At 54.2% G+C, this 23,866-nt stretch carries 21 protein-coding genes; 2 read left to right on the plus strand and 19 right to left on the minus strand.

Features of this window, described 5'->3' with window-relative positions; all coding sequences use genetic code 11:
- Positions 1-223: 223 nt before the first annotated feature.
- The 18 genes from VJ369_RS07985 to dinB all read right to left on the minus strand — a co-directional run bounded on the left by VJ369_RS07985 (position 224) and on the right by dinB (position 20,087).
- Positions 224-520 (minus strand): YggT family protein, encoded by a 297-nt coding sequence (locus VJ369_RS07985; RefSeq protein WP_324091552.1) that lies wholly within the window; start codon positions 518-520, stop codon positions 224-226.
- 24 nt (positions 521-544) lie between these two features.
- Entirely contained in the window at positions 545-1,096 is a 552-nt protein-coding gene (locus tag VJ369_RS07990) for a cell division protein SepF (RefSeq protein WP_324091553.1), read from the minus strand.
- A gap of 125 nt (positions 1,097-1,221) precedes the next feature.
- Positions 1,222-1,944: a polyphenol oxidase family protein gene (locus VJ369_RS07995; RefSeq protein WP_324091554.1), complete on the minus strand. Its 723-nt coding sequence runs from the start codon at positions 1,942-1,944 to the stop codon at positions 1,222-1,224.
- A gap of 19 nt (positions 1,945-1,963) precedes the next feature.
- Positions 1,964-3,136 (minus strand): cell division protein FtsZ, encoded by a 1,173-nt coding sequence (gene ftsZ, locus VJ369_RS08000; RefSeq protein WP_324091555.1) that lies wholly within the window; start codon positions 3,134-3,136, stop codon positions 1,964-1,966.
- A 218-nt stretch (positions 3,137-3,354) separates the two neighbouring features.
- On the minus strand, positions 3,355-4,086 hold the full coding sequence (locus VJ369_RS08005) for a cell division protein FtsQ/DivIB (protein WP_324091556.1): 732 nt from the start codon (positions 4,084-4,086) through the stop codon (positions 3,355-3,357).
- Positions 4,087-4,103: 17 nt separating this feature from the next.
- Positions 4,104-5,507: a UDP-N-acetylmuramate--L-alanine ligase gene (gene murC, locus VJ369_RS08010; protein ID WP_324091557.1), complete on the minus strand. Its 1,404-nt coding sequence runs from the start codon at positions 5,505-5,507 to the stop codon at positions 4,104-4,106.
- 3 nt (positions 5,508-5,510) lie between these two features.
- Entirely contained in the window at positions 5,511-6,635 is a 1,125-nt protein-coding gene (murG, locus tag VJ369_RS08015; RefSeq protein ID WP_324091558.1) for an undecaprenyldiphospho-muramoylpentapeptide beta-N-acetylglucosaminyltransferase, read from the minus strand.
- 55 nt (positions 6,636-6,690) lie between these two features.
- Positions 6,691-7,932 carry a putative peptidoglycan glycosyltransferase FtsW gene (locus VJ369_RS08020; protein ID WP_324091559.1) on the minus strand — a complete coding sequence of 414 codons (1,242 nt, stop codon included), beginning with the start codon at positions 7,930-7,932 and terminating at the stop codon, positions 6,691-6,693.
- A gap of 26 nt (positions 7,933-7,958) precedes the next feature.
- Entirely contained in the window at positions 7,959-9,494 is a 1,536-nt protein-coding gene (murD, locus tag VJ369_RS08025) for a UDP-N-acetylmuramoyl-L-alanine--D-glutamate ligase (RefSeq protein WP_324091560.1), read from the minus strand.
- Positions 9,476-10,579 carry a phospho-N-acetylmuramoyl-pentapeptide-transferase gene (gene mraY, locus VJ369_RS08030; protein WP_324091561.1) on the minus strand — a complete coding sequence of 368 codons (1,104 nt, stop codon included), beginning with the start codon at positions 10,577-10,579 and terminating at the stop codon, positions 9,476-9,478. Before mraY ends, murD begins: the two co-directional genes overlap by 19 nt.
- Positions 10,576-12,033, minus strand: coding sequence for a UDP-N-acetylmuramoyl-tripeptide--D-alanyl-D-alanine ligase (locus tag VJ369_RS08035; RefSeq protein ID WP_324091562.1), 1,458 nt, complete (start codon positions 12,031-12,033; stop codon positions 10,576-10,578). The genes mraY and VJ369_RS08035 overlap by 4 nt, the downstream gene beginning before the upstream one ends.
- A gap of 50 nt (positions 12,034-12,083) precedes the next feature.
- Positions 12,084-13,667, minus strand: coding sequence for a UDP-N-acetylmuramoyl-L-alanyl-D-glutamate--2,6-diaminopimelate ligase (locus VJ369_RS08040; protein ID WP_324091563.1), 1,584 nt, complete (start codon positions 13,665-13,667; stop codon positions 12,084-12,086).
- The gene (locus VJ369_RS08045; protein ID WP_324091564.1) at positions 13,661-15,475 is read right to left on the minus strand and encodes a penicillin-binding protein 2; all 1,815 of its coding nucleotides are present in this window, start codon (positions 15,473-15,475) and stop codon (positions 13,661-13,663) included. The genes VJ369_RS08040 and VJ369_RS08045 overlap by 7 nt, the downstream gene beginning before the upstream one ends.
- 76 nt (positions 15,476-15,551) lie before the next feature.
- Positions 15,552-16,334 carry a hypothetical protein gene (locus tag VJ369_RS08050; protein WP_324091565.1) on the minus strand — a complete coding sequence of 261 codons (783 nt, stop codon included), beginning with the start codon at positions 16,332-16,334 and terminating at the stop codon, positions 15,552-15,554.
- Positions 16,335-16,337: 3 nt separating this feature from the next.
- Positions 16,338-17,330 carry a 16S rRNA (cytosine(1402)-N(4))-methyltransferase RsmH gene (gene rsmH, locus VJ369_RS08055; protein ID WP_324091566.1) on the minus strand — a complete coding sequence of 331 codons (993 nt, stop codon included), beginning with the start codon at positions 17,328-17,330 and terminating at the stop codon, positions 16,338-16,340.
- Positions 17,331-17,509: 179 nt separating this feature from the next.
- Complete coding sequence (gene mraZ / locus VJ369_RS08060; protein WP_324091567.1) at positions 17,510-17,923, minus strand: division/cell wall cluster transcriptional repressor MraZ; 414 nt, start codon at positions 17,921-17,923, stop codon at positions 17,510-17,512.
- Between the two features lie 416 nt (positions 17,924-18,339).
- The gene (locus VJ369_RS08065) at positions 18,340-18,726 is read right to left on the minus strand and encodes a DUF3040 domain-containing protein (RefSeq protein WP_324091568.1); all 387 of its coding nucleotides are present in this window, start codon (positions 18,724-18,726) and stop codon (positions 18,340-18,342) included.
- Between the two features lie 182 nt (positions 18,727-18,908).
- Positions 18,909-20,087: a DNA polymerase IV gene (gene dinB / locus VJ369_RS08070; RefSeq protein ID WP_324091569.1), complete on the minus strand. Its 1,179-nt coding sequence runs from the start codon at positions 20,085-20,087 to the stop codon at positions 18,909-18,911.
- Positions 20,088-20,283: 196 nt separating this feature from the next.
- Here dinB and VJ369_RS08075 point away from each other — a divergent pair, with 196 nt between their 5' ends.
- The gene (locus VJ369_RS08075; RefSeq protein WP_324091570.1) at positions 20,284-21,342 is read left to right on the plus strand and encodes a polyprenyl synthetase family protein; all 1,059 of its coding nucleotides are present in this window, start codon (positions 20,284-20,286) and stop codon (positions 21,340-21,342) included.
- 208 nt (positions 21,343-21,550) lie between these two features.
- Here VJ369_RS08075 and VJ369_RS08080 read toward each other — a convergent pair whose 3' ends face one another.
- Positions 21,551-21,904 (minus strand): Rv2175c family DNA-binding protein, encoded by a 354-nt coding sequence (locus tag VJ369_RS08080; protein WP_324091571.1) that lies wholly within the window; start codon positions 21,902-21,904, stop codon positions 21,551-21,553.
- Between the two features lie 202 nt (positions 21,905-22,106).
- Here VJ369_RS08080 and VJ369_RS08085 point away from each other — a divergent pair, with 202 nt between their 5' ends.
- Positions 22,107-23,825: a LysM peptidoglycan-binding domain-containing protein gene (locus VJ369_RS08085; protein ID WP_324091572.1), complete on the plus strand. Its 1,719-nt coding sequence runs from the start codon at positions 22,107-22,109 to the stop codon at positions 23,823-23,825.
- Positions 23,826-23,866: the final 41 nt, after the last annotated feature.

Consider the following 23,866-nt stretch of genomic DNA (forward strand, 5'->3'; position numbering starts at 1 on the left):
GGTCACCTCAATACTGGGATCATTTCCGCCCGACAGTTGCTGCCTTGCGAAACACTTACCGTTCATTCAGTGTCGCGACCGGTGAAGTCGGAGCACCATTTCCTAAAGGATATAACGATTCGGACACTAATTACGAAACCGAACTGCCGGTTCAACTCAATTTTATTGTTTTTTGCTCTTCAGGACCTCTTTAGAACCTCGCATTCTTCTACGAAATCCCTAATCAGTTCCCTATGTTGTAACCTACGCCACTTACGATCGATTTGACAATCATTACAACGATAAACAGGATCAAAAATGACAAGTCAAGCCGGATTCCACCGATATCCAGAGGTTTGATCTTGCTACGCAGCCACCGAAGTGGAGGATCCGTTATCGTGACGATTGTTGTCGCAGCGAGCAGAGCAATCCCTTTAGGACGCCAGTGCCGAGCGAAACTTTCAGTTATGTCCAACACAATTCGCATTATCAGCAGAATTTGCAGGACAGCTAACAAGAGATAAATTATCCCGAACACCATTTTTACGCGCTCGCTCCTGGCAACTTAGCTCTGGTTAAAGAAGGTCGCCTGGGCTTCAGACTGCTTGCGGTCTTCTCCCAGTACTTCAACAGTGGCTGGGGACAGCAAGAAAACCTTGTTGGTTACTCGTTCAATCGAGCCGTGGAGTGCGAAAACCAGGCCAGCCGAAAAATCGACTAACCGCTTGGCATCGGTTTCTCCCATATCGGTGACATTCATGATCACCGGGATTCCGTCACGGAAGTTCTCACCGATGATCTTGGCATCGTTGTAAGAACGTGGGTGCACGGTAGTAATTTGACGCAATTCGGAATCCTCATCCCGTACTGAAGGGGCACGCTTAATGGGTGTGACCGGAGCACGGTATTCGTTCTCTGGTTCTTTGGCTACTGAATGCGGTGCAACCGACTTTACAACCGGCTGCGGGCGCGGGGCCTCGACTGGACGTTGCGTTGCAACATCTTCGACGGCCCGTACCTGGGTCCTCGGTTCTGAGTTGTCCGTTTCGACCTCACTCTGCTCAACGGCATCCGCCAAGCCGAGATAGACCATTGCCTTGCGTAGTCCGTCAGCCACGTTTTTTCTCCTCAGTTGTCCCGTGCATGCAACCCCAGGTGCATGAATCCGCTACTCTGACGCTACCGCACGCCAAACGGCTGGCATTGCTCATTCGATATTTTTGCGCGGTGTGTCGCGCAGGCCTATGTTTTCGGCCAAATCAGCCCGGCCAGTCGGCCCGACCGGGAACTTCTTCGGTAGGAGAAGAATCTCTCATCTTCTAAGGTGCAGACACCACTTTGCTGCACATTTACTCCGAGGTCTGACAATTCCTTGTGCGCGGAGGCCTGCAAATCGAGAGCCGGAGTACCCCAGCTAGTGTTGCTTCGTATTCCGGGACGAGACTGCTCAGATTCGGCTGCCATCGATTCAGGGACCTCGTAGCATCGGCCGCAAATTGCCGGGCCAATAACGGCCTCGATGTGCTCGGCTCCCAATGCTTGAAGCTCACCCACCGTCCGAGTCAATATTCCGTCCAGCAACCCGCGCCGGCCCGCATGAGCCGCTGCGGTGAACGTCTTCTGTCTGGCGGCATCTTTAGCGACGAACAGTACCGGCAGACAATCTGCAACCATCACCGCCAGCGCTTCGCGTCCGGTGGGGTCCACCAGTGCGTCGCAGGTTGGCGCTTCCGGTTCTGTCCACGAGGTGCGCCGCTGCGGAGCTATGTGCACCACCTCGGTGGAATGAATCTGGTTCATGAAGTGCAAGGAAAAACGACGAACCCCGATCGAGTCTTCCAATCTGGCCCGATGCTCCCCCACGAGGGAGGGATCATCGTTCACATGCAAGGCGAGGTTTCCCTCGGCTTGTGTAGTAAACGCCAGGTGGATACTCGAATCGAGGTTCGACGCGAAATGTAGCACTGCTCAGCTAATCGCTGATTTACTTCAGGAAGTCAGGAACGTCCAGATCGTCGTTCGAACCGTTAAGGTCTGAATCGACGACATCTGGAAGATCCTGGAAGGAGTTGTTCTGCTCTGCAGCAACCGGCTTCGCTTCCGGCGCTGGCGCCGCTTCTGCCGGTGCAGCCTGTGGAACGGGCTGCTCTTGCGCTGGACGGCTTGCTGCTGGCTTGGAGGCCAACGGAGCCATTGGCTTGCTGGTGACATCTGGCTCGTCAAATCCTGCTGCAATCACGGTGACACGCGCTTCGTCGCCCAAGGCATCGTCAATGACGGCACCGAAGATGATGTTTGCCTCTGGGTGTGCGACTTCCTGCACCAGTCGAGCAGCCTCGTTGATCTCGAACAAGCCGAGATCCGAACCGCCCTGGATGGAAAGGAGCACGCCGTGCGCGCCATCGATGGAAGCTTCCAGCAGTGGCGAAGCGATTGCTAGTTCGGCGGCCTTAACCGCACGATCTTCGCCTCGGGCCGAGCCGATACCCATCAGTGCCGAACCAGCACCCTGCATCACGGACTTGACGTCCGCGAAGTCGAGGTTGATCAATCCTGAGGTGGTGATCAGGTCGGTGATGCCCTGGACGCCGGAAAGCAAGACCTGGTCTGCCTGACGGAATGCGTCGAGCACCGACACGTTACGGTCAGAAATGGACAGCAGACGATCGTTAGGAATAACGATCAGCGTGTCGACCTCATCGCGCAATGCTTCAATGCCGTTTTCGGCAGAGTTCGCACGACGACGACCTTCGAAGGTGAATGGACGGGTTACCACACCGATGGTCAGTGCACCCAGTCCGCGGGCGATACGTGCCACGACAGGTGCGCCGCCGGTACCGGTGCCGCCACCTTCGCCGGCGGTCACGAAGACCATATCGGCGCCGCGTAGGACGTCTTCGATCTCTTCTACGTGATCTTCGGCTGCCTGGCGTCCCACATCAGGGTTAGCACCAGCGCCGAGGCCACGCGTAAGTTCGCGTCCCACGTCTAGCTTTACGTCGGCATCACTCATGAGTAGAGCCTGCGCATCGGTATTGATGGCGATGAACTCAACGCCCTTGAGACCGACTTCGATCATTCGATTGACTGCGTTTACACCGCCACCGCCGATTCCGACGACTTTAATGACCGCGAGGTAATTCTGTGGAGCTGCCACGTCCCGCTTCCCTTGTTAGATGTGCTACATATTTCACGATTCATGCGTAAAACCTTGACCCTTAACCTTAAGGTTAAGATTCTGTCAAGCTATCGCTATTAAGAACGCTATGAGCCATGTTGGCTTTCTGCAACGACCGCTGGGGCGTGTCGTCTATTGAAACCTATCTTTCCAGAATTTCCCTTGAGAATGTTCATCCCTCGCCCGTGGCGAACGACTTAATACGTCACCGGGTTTTCTGGGTTGGTTACGTCGATGACCTTAGCCTTGACCTTATTTTCTTTGAGCTGTTTCAAGAAAATATTAGCCACTTCGTTTTTAAGCGCGGCTTTATCTCCGTCTCCCCAGATCAGAGTCCGCTTGTTCGGCAATGCTAGTTCCATGAAGCCAGCCTGCGTGAGGGTCGCCGTTGACACCTGTTCGAGCACCTTTGGCTCCACGGTACTCAAAATTCCCGTCAGCAGTTGAAATTTCTCGGGATCTTTCGTTTCATCTGACGCTTTGACGCGAGGAAGCTTGGTTTTATCTTTCTCGCCAACCTTCTTCAGCTTCTCTCCGGACGAGGACACAATAAATGAGTTCTTGCCGTCCACTAAGATCGCAACAGGTTCAGCTTCAACGACCTCGACTACGAGAGTATCTGGCATCTTTGCCCGGACGACGATTTCATCCACGGCCGGTTCTTCACCGATCAATTCCGCTACGCGCGACTCTGAGATTCGTGGCAGCGGGACCCCTTGCAACGGTGCCAATGCTTCAAGTAGATTTTTCTCGCTGACCAATTTGCTGCCGGTCACTTCGATTTTTTTCGCCGCAAGCAACGGAGAAAAGCTCAGCACCAGCACAGCGGTAATACTCAAAGCCACAATGCTCGCGGCAATAATTAGCAGTAGCTTGCGGCGCTTTTTCTCCGGACTTGCCGGGAGCTCGACTACCTTGGAATTTTCCATCACATCAACCTCCAGATTTAGTCGAAGGACAATGCGGCAACTATTTGCTCGCCTAGGTCGGTCACATCACCGGCGCCGATGGTCATCACCACGTCGCCAGGTTCGGCATGCTCCACCGCGTGGGCTACTGCAGCTAGCGGAGTAAGAACCTCGCTAGGTACTTCAATGCGCTGGGCAATGAGCTCGCTGGTAACGCCAGGGATCGGCTCCTCGCGGGCAGGATAAATTTCTAACACCCTCACGCTATCTGCCAAAGACAGGGCCCGGGCAAACTGCCGGTAGAATTCCTGGGTCCGGCTAAAGAGATGAGGCTGGAAGATGACATGCAACTTTCCGTTGCCTGCCACCGCTCGGCCGGCCTTCAACGCGGCATCAACCTCGGTGGGGTGGTGTGCGTAATCGTCATAGACGCGAACGCCATTGCCCGCGCCTTTGAATTCAAAGCGGCGAGCGGCCCCAGCAAAGCTTCCCAGCGCCGCTAAGGCTTCGTCAATCTCCAAGCCCGCGTCCATGCCTACGGCTAGTGCCGCTGCGGCGTTGAGCAAATTGTGCTCGCCGGGCACCGCGAGGTTCAGTGTCTGGCTCTGGCCGCTACCCCACTCAATGGTGGCCTCGAATCGCCCATCCTCCAGAGCCCGAGCGTTACTTAGCCGGCGATCTGCGTGATCCGCAAAACCGTAGGTCTGGATCCGCAACTCGGGTCGTTCCTGACGCATCTTCCGCGCAAGATCATTTGCGCCTTGGTCATCGGCACAACAGATCAGCAGACCGTCTTCGGGCAGCAAACGGGCAAATTCTACGAAAGCCTGGTGGACTGCTTCGGCTGTGCCGTAATGATCCAGATGGTCTGCCTCAATATTGGTGACGACGATGACATCCGGTCGATAGTTTAAGAACGAGGCATCGGACTCGTCTGCTTCCGCCACGAAGATCTCTCCACGGCCCAATTCCGCATTCGTACCTAGGCTTGGAATGTTTGCTCCCACCGCGAAGGATGGCGCAGCCGATGCGGTTTTGAGCATATGAGCGGTCAACGAGGTAGTCGTGGTTTTTCCGTGGGTACCGGCGATAGTCACAACTTGCTGGTGTCCGCGCATAGTCGCTTCGAGTCCCTCGGAACGGTGCATGATCTTCAGTCCACGGCGCAATGCTTCATCGTATTCCGCATTGCCAGGTTTGATGATCGAGGAGATGACTACGGTATCCGCATCACCCAAGTTTTGTGGGTCGTAACCGATATGGATCCGGGCGCCACGCTCGCGTAGGCCTTCAAGGACTGGCAGATCCTTGGCGTCTGAGCCAGAGACTGCTACCCCATAGTCCAGGAGGAGTCGGGCTACGGCTGAGACGCCGACGCCGCCAACGCCCATCAGATGCACTTTGCCTAATTCGGCGATGTGGTTGTCTGGCTGCTGTGCCATAATTTAGCCTTTCTGACCCGACGTGGAACGTCGGGATGAAACTTCGTCGATAATCATTGCTGCCATTTGTTCGGCAGCGTCTCGTTGTCCCAGCGAAGCAGCAGCTTGCGACATCTGTTCAAGTTTATGCTGATCGGTGATCAAGTTCAGGACCGTGCCGGTGACATAGCCGGGAGTAAAGTCCGAGTTTGAAACAAGTAATGCGCCTCCGGCTGCAACCAGCTCGCTCGCATTAAGTTTCTGTTCACCGTTGCCAATTGGCAATGGAACGAGAACCGACGCGGTTCCCGCCACCGCCAGCTCACACACGGTGCCCGCGCCGGAACGGCAGATCATCAGGTCTGCCGCGGCGTAAGCGAACTCCATTCGGTCCACATACTCGCGTTGCGTATAACCGGCATGTTCCAGTTCGTTTCCTTGCGCATCAGTGATTTGCTTACCGCGGCCGGTGATATGCACTACGTGCACTCCTGCAGCGTCGAGCTGGTCAAGCGAAGCAACAATAGTCTCGTTAATGCTCTGTGCGCCGGAAGACCCACCGGTGATCACCAGCACCGGCGACTGATCGGTGAGGCCAAAGTACGCCCGAGCCTCGTCGCGAATCGCGGCCCGATCCATCAGCGCAACGTTAGATCGCATCGGCATTCCAACCTGGCGTGCGTCTGGTAATCCGGTGTTAGCGAATGTAGTTCCGACACCCACCGCGTGTTTTGCACCCAGCTTATTGGCCATGCCTGCAACAGAATTGGCCTCGTGAACAAAAGTTGGAATACCAAGCTTTTTAGCCGCTAGATAAGCCGGGGTGCAGACATATCCGCCGACGCCGAGCAACGCTTCGGCTTTGGTTTCCCGGAGTATCTTCTTTGCTTCATTGATTGCTTTGAGGAACCGAAACGGAAACTTGAGCAGATCCAGATTGAGGCTTCGTGGCATCGGTGCCTTGGGGATCAGCGCTAACCGATAACCGGCTTCGGGAACCAGCTTCGTTTCAAGCCCACCGGGAGAACCCAGCGCAACGACGCTTGCCTGTGAATCTTGCTGACGCACTGCGTCTGCGATGGCTAGCATTGGCGAAATATGGCCGGCGGTTCCGCCTCCGGCAACGACCAGACGGATCGGATCACTCATGGCTTTTATACTCCTCGGGTCCAAGACCAGCGATTAGGCACAATCAACGTAAAACTTACTTTGGCGACTTTTTTGTGTCCGTAGCAAAGTTCGCTAGGGCAGCGAGTTTTTGAGCGCGTGCTGAACAAAGCACGAAGCCCATAGCTAGCATTACCGCTAGCATTGCCGAACCACCGGAAGAAATGAAAGGCAGCGGCACACCAATGACTGGCAGCAATCCACTGACCGTACCAAGATTGATGAATGTTTGTCCGATGATCCAGGTGGAAATGCAACCCATCAATACCTTGGTGTACAAATCACTGGCGCGCATCGCGATACGGAACATGGCCAAGGCCAGCAGTGCAAACATGCACAGGACGAAGAGGACACCGACAAATCCGAATTCTTCGCCAAGAATTGAGAAGATGAAGTCGTTTTGCGCTTCGGGAACGTAGGACCACTTCAGTCGTGATTGACCTGCTCCGACGCCGAACCAACCGCCGGAGGCGAATGCGTGCAGTCCCATGCTGGACTGGTAACAGATTCTGTCATCGACACCGCAGTCAATTTTCAACCAGGCCAGCACACGAGCACGACGGTTAGAGGACGCGAATACCAGCACCGCGAGCATTGCAAAGCCAACAATGCCGGCCAGCGCCAGCCACTTCATCTTCAGTCCGCCAAGAAACAGTGCCGTGGCGATGATCAAAATCAATACCAGCGCGGTGCCTACGTCTTTTCCGGCTAACACCAGCAAGAGAATGGCGCCGCCGACGGGGAGGACGATGGGTACAAATAAGTGCTTGTAGTCATGGAGCATGTTTTGCTTTTTTTCAAGCATAAATGCAGCAAAAACTGCCAAGGCTAACTTCGCAAACTCACTGGGCTGCAGGCCGATGGAGCTGGTGATACGGATCCAGTTTCGGTTACCCAGAACCTCATGGCCTAGCGGAGTGAACGCCACCAGGAACAATAACAGTACCGCCACGAGTGCGGCTGGCCAGGCCAGTCTTTTCAGCGTTGCAGGTTTGAAAAATTGCATCGCTACCATCGCAACAATGCCTAATCCGGCAAACATCGCTTGGGATAAGGCCACGGTGAAGCCATCATTTCCGCGAGCAATAGCCTCAACGGACGCCGAGGATTGAACCATGAGCACACCAAATATTGCCAAGGCAATTGAGGTGACAAACACCAGCATGTAGTCGATCGAAGCGGTGCGTGCACTGCCGGATTCAATGTTGCCGATGAGCCGACCTACCGGGGAGAACTTAGGCTTTCTATTCCTGGTTTTTTTGCCACGTGCTGTTGCCATCATTGCCTCCCGTCCGGTCCAGTAGCTTACTTAGTTCCTGCGGTTCCCTCATCCATGACATCACTGACAGCGCTGATAAATGCGTTGCCACGCTGGGCGTAGGAACTGAATTGGTCCATCGAGGCAGCTGCCGGGGCCATCAATACGGTATCCCCGGATTGCGCGAGTTCGGCTGCCTTGCGCACTGCTTGGGTCATCACCTGCGAGCCGCTCGGAGGCACTGCCGTAGCAGCTTGTCCTAGCGCGGTGATGTCTACCAGCTGAACGTCACTCGCATGTTCGGCCAGTGCTGCCCGCAGTGAGTCGTTATCGGTTCCAATTAGCAGTACGGCGCGTAAACGCTGAGCATGAGTTTTGATCAGCTCGGTGTAGTCCACACCTTTAGACAGGCCGCCGGCAATCCACACCACCGAGCTAAAAGCTGCCAGCGAAGCGTTAGCTGCGTGCGGGTTGGTGGCCTTTGAATCATTGATCCACAAGATGTCATCGCGTCGCGCGACGGCTTGAATACGGTGAGCACCTGAATCAAAACTGCTCAGGCCCTTGGCAACGGCCTCCGCTTCTACCCCGTATGCGCGCGCCAAAGTAGCGGCCGCGGCGGCGTTGGCTGCGGTGTGCTTCGGAACGATTTCGCCGATGTCACTCAGCGCCACCAGTTCCAAGGCGTTGCTTCGGCGCTCTTCGATAAATGCGCGGTCCACCAATAGGCCTTCAACGATCCCTACGGTGGAAACCGTTGGGCTGTCGGTGGAGAAGCCGATCGCGCGGCATCCTTCAATAACATCCGCGTTCTCAACCATTTGAAGTGTCTTGGCGTCTGCGACGTTAAAGATCGCGGCGACTTGAGTTCGCTCATAGATCTTGGCTTTATCAGCCTGGTAGGCCTCAAAGCCACCATGCCAATCCACATGATCTTCGGCAATATTCAAGACGACAGAGGCCAACGGAGAGATGCTGTGGGTGTAGTGCAGCTGGAAGCTCGAAAGTTCAACAACAAAGACGTCGTAGTCCACCGGTTCACGAACCGCATCCAAAATAGGGGTGCCCACGTTGCCTACGGCGATCGCACGTAACCCGGCGGCCTGCAAGATCGCTTCGGTCATGCCTACGGTCGTGGTTTTACCGTTGGTACCGGTGATCGCTAGCCACTGCGGCGCGGTGCGCCCTGCACGGTTCTGCACGCGCCAGGCCAGTTCAATATCGCCCCAGATTTCGATCCCGGCTTCAGCCGCGGCGGCCAATACTGGGTGGCGTGGATTCCAACCTGGCGATACTACCACCAGATCCGGCGCGGCCCCGACAATCTGTGGCAAAGAATCGATATGTTCCGCACCGAGCAGCACCTGATGCGCTCCGACAATCTTCAGGGTCTCGGCACGCTGCGAGTTGATCTCATCATCTCGTCCGTCAATGACGGTAACTATGGCGCCAAGCTCAATTAGTGTATCGGCGGCGGAAAATCCGGAGAGTCCCAGACCCGCAACAACAACGCGCAGATCTTTCCAATTTGCATCCCAGCTGGTCAGATTGGCCAGTTTTTCACTCACAGTGCGACAACCCATTCGGAGTAGAACAGACCCAGTCCGGCTGCGACAAAGAGACCGGCCAGAATCCAGAAACGAATAACAACATTCTCTTCGGGCCAGCCCGAGAGCTCAAAGTGGTGTTGCAAAGGCGCCATCTTGAAGACGCGCTTACCACCGGAAAGTTTGAAGTAACCCACCTGGATAATCACCGACAAGGCGATGAGGACGAACAGGCCAGCAATGACAACCAGCAGCAGCTGGGTGCGTGAGAGGATCGCCATCGCTGCGAGGGCGCCGCCGATAGCTAGCGAGCCGGTATCCCCCATGAAGATCTTCGCTGGTTTAGCATTCCACCAGAGGAAAGCGATCAAGGCGCCGGAAATCGTTGCACCGAGCAGCGCTAGATCCTGCGGATCACGCACGGTGTAGCAAACTTCCATCGCATTATCGCGGCCACAGGCCTGGTTTTGCTGCCAGATACCGATGAGCGTGTAAGCGCCGAACACCATAATGGAAGCACCCGTGGCAAGACCGTCAAGACCGTCAGCCAGGTTCACACCGTTGGTGGTCGCAGTGGAGATCAGGTTAGCCCAAAGGACAAAGAGAATCAGACCCACCAGTGGCCCGGCGAAGGCCAGGTCAATCTTCAGATCCCGCAAAAATGAAATCGCCGTCGAGCCAGGCGTCAGCCCTTGAGAGTTAGGGAACTGCAAGGCAAGAACTGCGAAGCTGATGCCCACAATCGCCTGCAAGATGATCTTCTGGTAGGCGCGAAGCCCCAAGGAACGCTTCTTGGCGATCTTGATGAAGTCATCGAGGAAGCCGACAAGTCCCATACCGCCGAATAAGAGCAGAACCAGCAAACCACTTGCGGTGATCCCGGAGGAAGTACGCCCCATCAAACCTAGGATGCCGTGGGTGAGAAAGTAAGCAACAAAGACCGCAAGGATAAAGACCACACCACCCATGGTGGGGGTACCGGACTTCACCGCATGAGAATTTGGTCCGTCGTCACGCACTACTTGTCCGTACTGCTTTTTGGTCAGCAACCGGATATACAGCGGCATGGCCACCATGGTCAGCACTAAGGCAATGCCTGCGCCTAGAATCAATGCGATCATGCGTCTTCGCCTTCTTTCACCAGTGCTGCAATGTCATCACCTAGGTGTCGTAACCCGGCGCCATTTGAAGATTTGAACAAAACTATATCGCCGGGCAAAAGCTGCTCGGCAAGCTGGCTACGTGCTTCTTCGATGGTTTCCACGAAGTAGGCTTCGTCGCCCCAACTGCCTTCGAGCACCGCCGAGTTATATGCCAGCTTTGCGCCCCAGCCAATCACCAACAACTTTTTGATGTTCATTCGTACCGCGATGCGGCCCAAAACATCGTGCTCGTGCCGGGATTCGTCGCCGAGCTCCAGCATTTCGCCTAGTACCGCCCAGGTACGCCGGGCAACACCTTGCTCGTTAGGAAGTCCGAGTTCGGCCAGCGTGCGAAGTGCTGCACGCATGGACTCTGGATTCGCGTTGTACGCATCGTTAATGATGGTGACTCCATCGGCGCGCTCAATGCGTTCCATGCGCCAGCGACTGCCAGCAGCCAGCCCGTCAAGGGTCTGTGCAATCAGGGCCGCGTCGATGCCTAATTCAGCGGCAGCACCTGCAGCGGCCAAGATATTCGAGACATGATGGCGTCCAAGCAGACCTGAGGTGATGCGCTGGCTGTAACCATTAGAAAATTCGAGAGTCAGTTCAGGCTGTCCATCGGAGTTGACCACCACATTTTCAGCCCAGACGCTTACGTTTTCGGGTTTGTTGCTGACGGTACCGAAGTAACGTACCGCTCCCCCGGAGCGCTGCGCCATGCGTGCGACTCGCGAGTCGTCAAAATTTAGTAGTGCGGTCCCGGAAGCGTCTAAAGCTTCAACAAGTTCGCCCTTGGCCTTTTCAATATTTTCCACTCCGCCAAATTCACCGGCGTGTGCGGTACCTACACAAAGCACCACCCCGATCTTAGGGTGGACCATATCGGTGAGGTAAGTCAGGTGGCCAATACCGGTAGCGCCCATCTCGATCACCAAGTACTTGGTGTCTTCGGTGGCACTAAAGACGGTCAGTGGTACTCCGACTTCTCCGTTATAGGAGCCAATCGGGGACACCGTGGGCGCAACTTCGGACAGGATACTTGCCAAAAGGTCTTTGGTGGTTGTTTTGCCGGCCGAGCCGGTTATGCCGATGACCACGGCGTCGTTTTTCTTCTTCAGATAGTCAACGAGGTGCGCAGCGATCTGGCCCATAGCTTCGACCGCGTCTTCAACAATAATTGCCGGATGTTCGGCTCTTTGCTCGTCGAGGGTGACACGTTCGGCTAGGGCCAATGTGGCCCCGCTGGACAGGGCCTTGTCGATAAAGGCGTGTCCGTCAGAAAATTCGCCGGGTTTAGCAACGAAAAGGGCTCCGGGAAGCACGTCACGCGAATCGGTAGTAACCGATGAGATGACGGCGGATGGGGCGACAGTAGCTGTCGCGCGACCCCCGGTGATCGCGAGCAGGTCGGAGAGAGACAAATCAATCATGGCAATTAGGACTTTACACTTGAGCGGCGGTTGAGGAGGACTTCTGTGAGCTAGTAAATGGTCACAAATCCATGAAGCTTTAGCGCATTGGCCAGTTCGACGCGGTCATCCAACTCAACGTCAATACCGGCTACGTCTTGGCTAACTTCGTGTCCGCGGCCGGCAACGAGTATCGCGTCTTGCACTCCAGCCAAACTCACAGCGAATTCTACGGCTTTAGCGCGTGGCGCGATGTTAAATAGCTGGACCGATGTACGTTCAGCATCGATCACCGCTTGCGCGCCGGCGGCAACCTGTTCGCGGATTGGTTCCGGGTCTTCCCCATGCGGGTCATCATCGGTGACAATGACGATGTCTGCATGTCGCGCCGCCACTGCACCCATGTCTGGGCGCTTGGTCTTGTCACGTTCGCCGGTGGCACCGAAAACGATGATTCGTCGTCCTTGCCCGGTGACGCGCATCGATTCCAAGGCCTTGGCAATAGCATCGGAGTTATGCGCGAAATCAACAACGGCCACCGGCGACTCGCCAATGACCTGCATACGACCAGGAACCGATACCGACAGTGGGTCAGCTTGTTTCAGTGCTTCCTGGAGCCGTTCTAGTGCAACACCGCTGGCCAGCACCATCACGGTTGCCAGCGCCGCATTGGCAACATTAAACAGTCCCGGCAAACCGGTGCGGGCATGAATTTCACGTCCATCGCGGTGCACAATGGAGAACTCGTGTCCTAAGACGCTGGGCGCAATGTTCGCTACGTGCCAGTCGGCATCGGTCTTTGCATCAAGGCTCAGTGACTCGGTGGGAATCAACGCATTCTGCGCCAGTCGCTGTCCGTATGAGTCATCGACCATCACCACTGCACGCTGGCTGTGCTCCGAGGTAAACAGTTGCGCCTTGGTCTGGAAGTAATCTTCCATAGAGCCATGGAGATCGAGATGGTCCTGGGTGAGGTTGGTATATCCCGATACGGCAAACTGCAATCCGTCGACTCGACCGTAACTCAGCGAATGGCTAGAAACTTCCATAGCCACCGTGGAAATATCTTGTTCAAACATCCGTGCAAGGACCCCATGCAACTGCGTGGCCTCGGGGGTGGTGAGCACGCTAGGGATAATTTGACCGCGAGCAGACATTTCAATGGTGCCAACTAGACCTGCATGTGAGCCAAGGGCCTCGGTAATTGCCCGGATCATAAAGGTGGTGGTGGTTTTTCCATTGGTGCCGGTCACCGCTAGCAGTTCCGGGCAGTTCTGGGCAGTACCGTAGACCATGCTGGCGGCGCGAGCTGCAATTTTACGCACGTCGCTGACTACTGCCACTGGAATCGACGCCGGCTGCGTCAACAAGTTCAGGCCTGCTTCATCGGTGATCAGCGCGACGGCTCCGTTGGCCATGGCGGTGTCTAGGAATTCTGCACCGTGACGTTTTGCGCCCGAGATGGCTAGGAATACGTCCCCGGGCTGGACTATCTGTGGGTTCAGGCTCACTCCGGTAATGGGTCGCTTGTTAGCGGCTCCATGAGCGGTTGCAGCGAGAGGTTCCAGCAACTGATCAAAGTCCATGCCTTTGACTGTGCTAGGTCGCAAATGATGTTCCAGCTCGCGTGGCGTGCCTGATTCCTGAACTACCAAGGTTTCTTTTGTTCCTTACCAACGAAGACGTCATACGCTTCTGATTTTGTGGAGCTTGGTGGCACGTTGTAGGTGTTGAGTACATGACTCATTACTTCGGTAAACGTGTCGGCGACCGAAAAGTTTTTCCAGCTACCCTGCGGACGGTACATGGTTGCCACCACTACATACTGTGGGTCATCCAGTGGTGCTACGCCTGCGAAGGAATAGCTGTACCCGTCATAGCCTTTGTCACTCGCGGCCTGACCGGTACCAGTTTTACCGCCCACGCGGTATCCCGGTATCTTCATTTTAGTACCGGTGCCCGATTCCACGACACCTTCCATGAGCTTCAGCATCTCTTTTGCTGTCTCTTTCTTCACAACGCGGCTCGTTTTTGACTGATCCGGTTCGGTTACGCTTCCATCGTCGTTTTTATAGCCTTCGATGAGGCTCGGTGCGATCCGTTCCCCGCCGTTGGCTAGAGTCTGGAAGATCGAGGCAGTGTGAAGAACAGTTTGCGAATAACCTTGACCAAACATCGTGGTGTACTGCTGGCGGCGGTCCCAATTTTCCGGTTTCGCCAGCTGTCCGGCGCTTGCACCATTAAGTCCAAGGTAAATCGGGCTTCCTAGCCCAAACTTACGCATGTAGTCATAGCGTTGTTTTTTAGTCAGCTTGTTTCCGACCATCACGGTACCGGTGTTGTAGGAGCGTGCAAAAACTCCGGCCGCAGTCATATCGAAGGTGTCGTGTGGCAAGGAGTCGTTAATAGTCTCTTTGGTGACTGTGTACTTGTTCGGAACACGGAACTCGGTCTTGGGCGTTACCGCTCCCTGATCTATGGCCGCAGCAAAAATTGCAGCTTTGCCGGTGGATCCTGGCTCAAAAGCCCGGGTAATAGACACGGAGCGACGGAACTCTGGGTCGGTGGCACCCGGGTCATTGGGATCCAATTGAGCAGAGTCACCAATGGCGAGGATCTTGCCGGTCTTTACTTCCTGAACGACAACCGATACCCATTGAGCATTAAACTGCTTCTGCTTCTTCTCGGCCTCACGCTGTGCCACGTAGTTGACATCAGAGTCGATGGTCAGCATGACGTCTTGGCCGTTAACCGCTGGGGTCTCTTCAACCTCCGTGACCGGAATGCGGACCCCGTCGGCACTAACCTCAATCTTGCGACTGCCTTCGGTTCCTTTAAGATGCTTTTCTTGGCTTAGTTCCAAGCCTTCGGCACCCACCACGGATGTTTGATCCTCCGAGTTTCGCACGAAGCCTAGGAGCGGTCCGGCGATCACGCCTTGTGGGTACTGTCTTTCGCTGCGCAGCAATGGGGAAAGGCGTGGGATGCCGACTTCCATCACTTCGTTTTTAACTTCTGGAGTGACCCCCTTGGCCAGAACCACGTAGCCTTTGGGCTTGGCACCGTCTTGCGGCTGAACGGAAGTGGCAAGTTCTGCTGGATCTTGGTCGAGAATCTGAGCTAGTTCTTTGACCGCCTGATCCCAACCAATGAACTCGCTACCGTTGGTGCCATCGCGCTTGGCGCGGCGGAATTCATCTCGCTGGTCTCGCTGGTCAATGACCAGATCGTAACGGTCAACGCTGACCGCCAGCAATGTACCGTTGCGATCAACGATAGAACCACGGGTCGGCGCGATGACTTCTTCGCGCTGGCGGTCTGCCTGTGCGGCATCGGCGACGGTCGAAGCGTTAATTCCCTGTACCCAAAACAATCGGCCTGCGATTGCTAGGAGTGCTGCCAAAGATAAGATGAGCAAAAAACGCATGCGCTTTTTTGCTGTGTCCAGTGCGGTCGAGCTCACGGTGATACTCAGTCCCCTCAACGTGGTTTCTTGACAGCGAGAATTACCGTCGTGGTTCTAGCTTAGAAAGCGAAAGCTAGTTCGTCGGGGATTTGATCATTGGTGCAGGGATCGTGCCGCCGTTGAGTTCGCTATCTTTGAAGACCGGGCGTCCGTCGTCGGCAACCTTGCGGGTTGCCGTTTCGTCTTTCACTTCAGATTTCATGGAATTCTTCGAGTCCGCGGAATCGCTAGCCGGCTTCGCATCATCTTTAGAGGTATTGCCCACAGTAGGCACTGGAGCCTTGGACTCACTCTTCTTCGTGTCGGCCTTTGCCTTGTCGCGGATGCTCTGCCCCGGTAGTGGCAACGTCGCGTAGTTGGCGGAATTGCCTTCCACCTCCACAGCCTTGTCTGCAGACTTCGTGATGGAGTTGTCGTTGAGATCTACCAGTCCAGGAGCCCCCGGTGCTACTAAGCCAAGGGCTTTTGCTTTTTTGGCCAGCGCCTGCGGAGCTGACAGCGATTGGGCTTCCTTGAGCAGCGCCTGGTTTTCTTGCGAGAGCACGCGTTCTTGGTTTCGCAAAGACACAATGTCATATTGTCTTTGGGCTACCGACGTGTTCATCAGCACGAGCGTGACTATCACTGAAAATGCCACGACGACCAGAGCAATCACCATAACCAACATGGAGCGCTTGTTAGTCTCGTTAATACGCGGTACGAGTGAGAGGGTAACGCGCTGGCGCGAATCAATCTCTGGAAGTTCACTTGCAGCCACTGGTTCCGGACGAACGGCGCGAGCAGCACTACCGTCGACAACCGTCTGTGCGGTCATAGCGGCGGTCTTGGTGACTCGACGTTGGGCTCGTTGGGTCATGGGCTAGCTCCTTTTCAGAACTCTCTCGACCGCGCGCAAGCGGGCCGATGCAGCACGTGGATTTTCTGCGATTTCTGCTTCTGTCGGCTTCTCGGTGCCCTTGGTGAGTACCTTGAATTCGGGCTTGTGCTCTTCCAACTCAACTGGAAAACCCGGAGGAGCTGAAGAGGTAGAACCCTTGACGAAGTGACGTTTGGTGATTTTGTCCTCGAGTGAGTGGTAACTCATGACCACCACCCGGCCGCCAATATTTAGTGAGGACATCGACGCAGGTATGGCTCGTTCCAGAACGTCAAGTTCTTCATTCACCGCAATACGCAATGCTTGGAAAGTTCGCTTTGCGGGGTGCCCTGAGGTTCGTGCTGCAGCAGCAGGAACTACCGAGCGAATAACTTCGACAAGCTGAGCCGTCGTCGTGATTCGCTCTGTGGCTCGTGCATCCACGATGGCTGTGGAAATTCGACCCGCAAATTTCTCTTCGCCCCACTGTCGAATAATCTGCAGCAGTCGCTCTCGGTCCAGGTCATTGACCAAGTCTTCGGCAGTTGGACCAACCGAGGTGTCCATACGCATGTCTAGAGGCGCATCGTAGGAATATGCAAAACCTCGTTCTCGCTCATCGAGTTGCAATGAGGAAACACCAAGATCAAAAAGTACTCCATCGATTCCCGGGAAGCCCAGATCTTCCACAACGTCCGAGATTTCGTCGTAGACCGCATGTACAAGGTCCACTCGATCTTCGAAGGACTTTAGACGAGCTCCGGCAAGCTGGTGAGCCTGTTCGTCACGGTCAAGACCGATCAGGTGGAGATTGTCGAAGCGTTGAAGGATCGCCTCGGAGTGTCCGCCCATCCCTAGGGTGCAGTCCACAACAACGGCTCTACGTCCGTCGGCATTGGCGCGTTCGATGCCCGGTGCCAAAAGATTGACGCATCGATCCAGTAATACCGGAACATGTCGTTCCGAAGCTGGTCGTTGAGAATCTTGATTCGGCACTGCGCCCCCTTTTCGCTGTTGTTGTCTCCGCTGGAATCAGATCCCCATCCAACCTCGCGTCGATGATCGTTGATCTGGATCCGGGGAAGTGGAGCCAGAGCAAGTCACCATCAAGGTGGCTGGAGATCTCATCCCAGCGCTCTTGTTTCTGTGGAAAGTACCGGAACCCGAAATAGGTTCTAGTCTTCGTCCGTTTCGGAAAAAACTTCTTCTTGTTCTTGCAGGTACTGCTGCCAGGCCGTGGAGTCCCAAATTTCGATCCGGCTTCCCGCACCGATGACCGTCACTTCACGGTCCAAGCCTCCGTAGCTACGCAATACCTGCGGAATCGTGACTCGTCCTTGTTTGTCTGGCAATTCATCAGAAGCGCCCGACAAAAACACACGCGCATAATCTCGTGCTTTACGTGAAGTCAATGATGCCTGAGCTAGTTGCTCATGTTGCTTCTCAAACTCACGCTGGCTAAAGACATAGATGCAACGTTCCTGCCCTCGGGTAAGCACTAGGCCAAATGAGAGCTCGTCACGATATTTAGCAGGCAGAATTAGTCGACCTTTTTCATCGAGCCGGGGCGTGTACGTTCCAAGGAACATGCACACCGCCTTTCCCGCAAAGTGGTCTAATTACCCAATTCCCTCTACTGCACTCCACTTTACTCCACAACCCTCCACTGTCAACGCAAACAACGCGTTTTCGCGAGGAGTTGGAATTAAAAAAAGCCTTGATTTCGCGGGTTTTTCCCAGCTTCCGTTGTGGAGGGCCTAAGTAACGATGGATCGATAACTAAGGATTTCTAGCGCAAAAAGGCCGAGAAACCGCTGTTTATGGGCGAAATCTAAGCTTGGGGAGCATTATGGAGGGGTGCGGGGTGGAAAGTGGGGGTGAGTAAATAACCCCTAAAAACCCGTTACCTAGGAATCTGCCGAGAATTGTGCTGACGCCGGCCAAAGTCGATTAAAAGAAAAAAGAGGTGCAACCCCACAAAGGGTTACACCTCGAAAACAAAAATCTATCCGTCGGACTGGTCCCGCTTACGCTGGTTCCATTTCTCTTCCAGACCGCTCATGAACGGCGAATTTCCTGATCCCGATGGCTTGGAATTAGCCGGAGCCTTGATGCCACCGACTTTTCCTTCCGCCGATTTAGCAAGGGCCAGAAGAACGCCAGCGAACATGGCTGCGAACCCGATAACACCGACAATGATCAGCTGCTGGGAAATTCCAAAGATGAGACCAGCGAGTCCCACGATGACCAGAAGCGCACCAAGTGCAATGTTGCGTGTTGAAAGACGACCAGTACTTGCTGGAGCCTTCATGCTGGAAGCGAAGCGACGATCCTCGTGCAGTTGCTTCTCCAACTGCTCCAATAGACGTTGCTCGTGCTCTGATAGCGGCATCGCCTTCTCCTTCCAATCACTTCCGTAGCGGTCCATCACCGCCTACAGGTATAACGCACAACCACTTGGAATCGTTCCCAATCGGTATTTGCTACCTACTTATTAGGATAGTCTCTTTTGCCGCTCCCCTGCTAGTTGATCTTCAGCACTTTCAGGCAACTCCATCATTGTGAGTAGCAGACCTATTTTTCTTTAGGTCGCAAGAACCGAGCTGGAGACAATCCGAAGCCAGGAAAACGTTGGCTTATTTCGTCAGCAACTCTTTCAGCTTCACGGGTTTTCTCTTCCACAGGGTCCAGGCTCAACTGTATTCCCAGTTCAGGGTCGCTTAGCCTTTCCGCTTTGACACCCACCAGCCTTACGGACTGAGATAGCGGAGTCATGCGGCGCAACAGTTCGACGGCATGTTGACTTATAGTCGCCGAGGAATCAGTCGGTACCGTCATAGATCTACTTCGAGTCACTCCGCTAAAGTCCTGATACTTGAGTTTTAGCCCCACCCCGGACGCGGCTTTTCCGGAAGCCCTTAGGCGCTGTCCCAACCGGTGGCCCAACCTCAGTAGTTCTTCCTCGAGCACCTCGAGATCTTTCACATCACCAGCAAAAGTATGCTCCGCAGAGATGCTCTTCTCCTGCCGTGTCGTTTGCACCTGTCGGTTATCGATACCGTGGGCCAGCAGATGCAAAGAACGTCCGTGTTCTCCAAAGCGTTGGATCATTCGGGATTGCGGCTCGGTAGCCAGCTGCTCGATGGTTTCAATTCCCAGGGCGTGCAGTTGTTCCCCGGTTTTCTTTCCCACTCCCCACATCGCTGAGACCGGAAGCTGATGCAAAAATTCTGTGGTTCGCTCTGGAGCGACGACAATTAGGCCATCTGGCTTCGCGTGTGTCGAGGCGAGCTTTGCCACGAATTTGTTTCTGGCAATGCCCACGCTCGCAGGAAGATGCAGTTCTTCTGCCACATGCGCTCGGATCTTATGTGCGATTGCTACCGGTCCACCATGCAATCGCATACTTCCGGTCACATCTAAGAAAGCTTCGTCGATACTTACCTGTTCGACCAGCGGCGTAATGGTCTCAAAATAGTTCATGATTTGTGCCGAAACTTCGGTATACACACTATGTCGAGGCTCAATGATCGTGGCCTGAGGCATCAAGGCCATGGCTTGGCTCATTGGCATGGCCGAACGCACCCCACGTGCGCGGCAATCATAGGAAGCCGAAAGCACTACGCTACGACCGCCAGGGAATCCCACTATGACTGGTTCATTAAGTAGCTCTGGCCGGTCGCGAAGCTCTACGGATACGAAAAACGCATCCATATCCACGTGCAAAATTGCGCGATTATCCAGATCTGCCATATTCCTAGTCTAATGAGCGACCCGACGGTTCGGCGGATCACGATCAACCTCGATTAGTCCGCCGTTCCAGTCACCGTGATCGCGGTACAGAGATGACTGTAGAGTTGACAGTATCCGTTAGTAGTTCACGCTTAGAAAATGGTTTTTCATGTCCTCGCCTGAACCTCTGTCAGCTCTGGTATCCAAGGCTGAACAGATGAGTCGCACCTATACCGATGCGGTCGCCAAACTTCTGGAACAATTCTTGTCTTCAAAAGGTGACGAAGTTGCTCAGATTACCTCCAGCGCCACTGAAATTGTCAGTAGCATCCAAGATTTAGTACGTGGCGGTAAACGCCTGCGTCCACTCTTTGCGTACTGGGGATACCTCGGTGCTGGAGGAAATCCAGACGACGAGAATATCGTTCGTCTAGGCGTTTCTCTGGAGCTTTTTCAGGGTGCGGCCCTGATCCACGACGACATCATTGACAATTCCGATACTCGTCGTGGAAAGCCAAGCGTTCACAAGAGATTCGAAGCTCAGCACTCATCACTCGGTTTAACCGGCGATGCCGCCGCTTATGGAATGGCGAGCGCCATTTTAACTGGCGACCTATGCCTGTCTCTGAGTGAAGAAGTATTTGCGGAGATTGATGGGCTCAATTCAGCGACTCGATCCATTTTTAATAGGATGCGACTGCAAGTCATGGCCGGGCAATACCTCGACGTCCTTGAAGAGTCTGCCGGCTCTGCTTATGATCCGGCAGAAGCAGTGAAGCGGGCTCGGACTATCGTGCGCTTTAAGTCTGCAAAGTACTCGTCGGAGAACCCGTTTTTGTTGGGTGGGGCATTAGCTAATGCAGGCGCAGAATTGCTAGAAAACTATAGCGCGTTTGCATTGCCGCTAGGTGAGGCCTTCCAACTTCGTGACGATGTTCTTGGCGTCTACGGTGACCCTTCAGTGACTGGAAAACCAGCGGGAGACGATCTGCGTGAAGGTAAACGAACCGAATTGATCGCCCATGCGTTAGCAAAGTCCGCCCCGGCGGAACGTGACTTTATCCAAGACCGCCTCGGTGCCTCAGATATGAGCGACGTTGAGGTGGACAAGATGAGCACAATTTTGAAAACCTCGGGAGCTCTAGCGGAAACCGAATCGAGTATTAGCGAACTAACTGAGCAGTCTCTTACCGCACTCAAACTCATCACCGTTACGGACTTGTCGCTGGCAGGGATGCATTACCTCAGCGGCATCGTGACCAAAAGAAGTAAGTAAACAACCGTATATCCGTACTCAGTTAGCAGTGGCCGACCACGAAGTTTTTATTCGTAGTCGGCCACTGCTATTTCCAGGATCATTAGCGGGACTCCGTCGACGTGTTTTCGCAAATACCCGAGCACAAACTAAGGTCCCGAACATGAGGTTATCAACAACACGTTCGAGACCTAAGGTTTATGCAATCTTTACGATTAGTTCTGCTCTATTACCAAGCTAGAGCTTGAGCCCTACGACGGATTTCTGTTTTTCGCCCAGTACGAAGGGCATTCATCGGAGTCCCTGGAAGTGATTCGTCTTCAGTGAATAGCCACATGATGGCTTCTTCATCCGAGTACGCGGCATCCAGCAGGACTGACAACGTTCCCTTGAGACTTTCAACGACTGCACCATCAAGTACAAAGTCAGCGGGGATTGACCGCACGTTTCGCTCTCCGATTCGCACAGAGATAATGGCTCGTTCATCGAGTAACCGGTGTATTGCCCGGATATCGACATCAAGAATTTCGGCTAAGTCCGGAAGAGTCAGCCACTGGCCAACGGTTTTTTGAAGTTCATTCACCTCTTAAGGTTCCCACAAAAAGGTAAACCGTGCAGAAACTTCTTCCCGAATCGCCACAATGGTTTCCTTGCGCCCCACTAGTAGTGTAAATTTTCATGTATCACTTTGATAACAATTTCAACACGAACCACATTGGCCCCGTTGCCAACGAAGACGTGCGAACGAAGTTGTTACCTACTCCACTGATTTGAGGATTCACTCCATGCCCCACGAATCGAGCAATGCAGCTAAGCATGCGCTAGGCGTCGTAGCCGGCGCAGCTATACCTGCCGCGGTGATCGGCAGTCTGGCGTTAGCTCCAGCCGTACACGCGGCACCTGTTTCAGTTCCACAGAGCCCGAGCGTACTTGCACCTAAAAGCGTCTCGCCAGCAAGTCTAAAAATTGCTGAAAACCAAATCAAAGCTCACCTACTCGCTTCACGAGTTTCAACTCTTGGTCTGCCTGCCCAGCGCAGCGCCAAGGAGATTAAAGTTGAACCGGGAGCTTCCTTGTGGAGTATCGCCAAGGAATACAACACTTCGATCTCCGAGCTAAAGAAGATCAACAATCTAAAGAATGACGTGATTGTCGCCGGGAAGACGCTCAAAGTCCCTGGCAATGCGTCGTCATCGAAGAAAAAGTCTGCTCCGCAAACCCAGCAGAGCTCCTCTTATACCGTGCAGAACGGCGACACTCTAGGTGGTATCGCTGCCAAGCACGATATGAGCCTGTCCAGCCTGTTGAGCAAAAACGACATATCTACCAGCACTTTGATCTTCCCTGGCGATAAGCTCACCGTTGCAGGCAGCTCTAAATCATCTGCGCCAAAGAACGATTCGCAGCGCAATAGCTCGAACTCGGGTCAGGTAACGTATACCGTCAAAGACGGCGATACTCTCGGAGCCATTGCAGTCAAGCACAATATGAGCCTGTCGACCCTGCTGAGCAAAAACAAGCTCTCAGCTTCGAAGTCGATTTTCCCCGGTGATAAGATCACCGTTTCTGGCAAGTCCACAAGCAACGATTCAGACTCAAAGTCGAGCTCCCCTAAATCAACATCGAGCTCCTCGACCTACACGGTCAAGAGTGGCGATACCCTCGGGGGAATTGCAGTAAAGCACAATATGAGCCTGTCGACCTTGCTCAGCAAGAACAACATTAGCTCCGGTAAGCACATCTTCCCAGGCGATAAGCTCGTTGTTTCAGGCGGTTCTTCGGAATCGAAAAACACCGAAAAGAAGAGCTCACCAAAGAAGTCGGGCAACGCGACCTACACTGTCAAGAGTGGTGACACCCTCGGCGGTATCGCCGGTCAACACGATATGAAGCTGTCAGCTCTGCTGAACTTGAACCCTCAGGTAAGCTCGCAGACTGCCCTGAAGATCGGTGAAAAACTCCGAGTCTCAGGTTCTTCGGTTTCGCCAAATGGAAACATTGAAAAGAAAAAGGACCGTAAGATCGGTAATTCTTTCTTGGGCCGCACCTACCCGGATGCCACCGTGAACAGTGCCAACGAGAATAAGAATTACCTCGATTCCGTCTCGGTCCCAAGCCGAGACGAGATGAAAGCGCTGATTCGTTCCACTGCCAACAGCATGGGAGTAGACCCGTCGCTTGCAATGGCACATGCCATGCAGGAGTCTGGCTTCGACATGCGTGCGGTATCCCCTGCTAACGCCCTTGGCACCATGCAGGTCATTCCAAGTACCGGCGAATGGATGTCATCTCGTTTAGGACGCGATCTAAATCTTCTGAAGCCTCAAGACAATGTCGCAGCCGGTGTTGCTACGATTCGTTTCAACTTGGATAACACCAACAGCCTGGATGAAGCGATTGCATCCTACTACCAGGGCTTGGGTGGAGTTCGAAAGTACGGGATGTTCGAAGACACCAAGCGCTACGTTGCCAGTGTTAAATCTTTGATGAAGCAGTACAGCTAGACATGAGAAAATGCGGGTAGGTTCCTTCCGGAACTTACCCG

This window comes from Glutamicibacter sp. (assembly GCF_035257265.1).
Taxonomy (GTDB): Bacteria; Actinomycetota; Actinomycetes; order Actinomycetales; family Micrococcaceae; genus Glutamicibacter.

Excerpts from the sequence above, each read along its gene's own strand:
- VJ369_RS08005 (WP_324091556.1), bottom strand. The coding sequence starts at position 4,086 with ATGGAAAATTCCAAGGTAGTCGAGCTCCCGGCAAGTCCGGAGAAAAAG.
- VJ369_RS07985 (WP_324091552.1), bottom strand. The coding sequence starts at position 520 with ATGGTGTTCGGGATAATTTATCTCTTGTTAGCTGTCCTGCAAATTCTG.
- mraY (WP_324091561.1), bottom strand. The coding sequence starts at position 10,579 with ATGATCGCATTGATTCTAGGCGCAGGCATTGCCTTAGTGCTGACCATG.
- mraZ (WP_324091567.1), bottom strand. The coding sequence starts at position 17,923 with ATGTTCCTTGGAACGTACACGCCCCGGCTCGATGAAAAAGGTCGACTA.
- dinB (WP_324091569.1), bottom strand. The coding sequence starts at position 20,087 with ATGGCAGATCTGGATAATCGCGCAATTTTGCACGTGGATATGGATGCG.
- VJ369_RS08020 (WP_324091559.1), bottom strand. The coding sequence starts at position 7,932 with ATGGCAACAGCACGTGGCAAAAAAACCAGGAATAGAAAGCCTAAGTTC.
- VJ369_RS08085 (WP_324091572.1), top strand. The coding sequence starts at position 22,107 with ATGCCCCACGAATCGAGCAATGCAGCTAAGCATGCGCTAGGCGTCGTA.
- VJ369_RS08075 (WP_324091570.1), top strand. The coding sequence starts at position 20,284 with ATGAGTCGCACCTATACCGATGCGGTCGCCAAACTTCTGGAACAATTC.
- VJ369_RS08065 (WP_324091568.1), bottom strand. The coding sequence starts at position 18,726 with ATGCCGCTATCAGAGCACGAGCAACGTCTATTGGAGCAGTTGGAGAAG.
- VJ369_RS08050 (WP_324091565.1), bottom strand. The coding sequence starts at position 16,334 with ATGACCCAACGAGCCCAACGTCGAGTCACCAAGACCGCCGCTATGACC.
- murC (WP_324091557.1), bottom strand. The coding sequence starts at position 5,507 with ATGGCACAGCAGCCAGACAACCACATCGCCGAATTAGGCAAAGTGCAT.
- VJ369_RS08035 (WP_324091562.1), bottom strand. The coding sequence starts at position 12,033 with ATGATTGATTTGTCTCTCTCCGACCTGCTCGCGATCACCGGGGGTCGC.
- murD (WP_324091560.1), bottom strand. The coding sequence starts at position 9,494 with ATGGGTTGTCGCACTGTGAGTGAAAAACTGGCCAATCTGACCAGCTGG.
- murG (WP_324091558.1), bottom strand. The coding sequence starts at position 6,635 with ATGAGTGATCCGATCCGTCTGGTCGTTGCCGGAGGCGGAACCGCCGGC.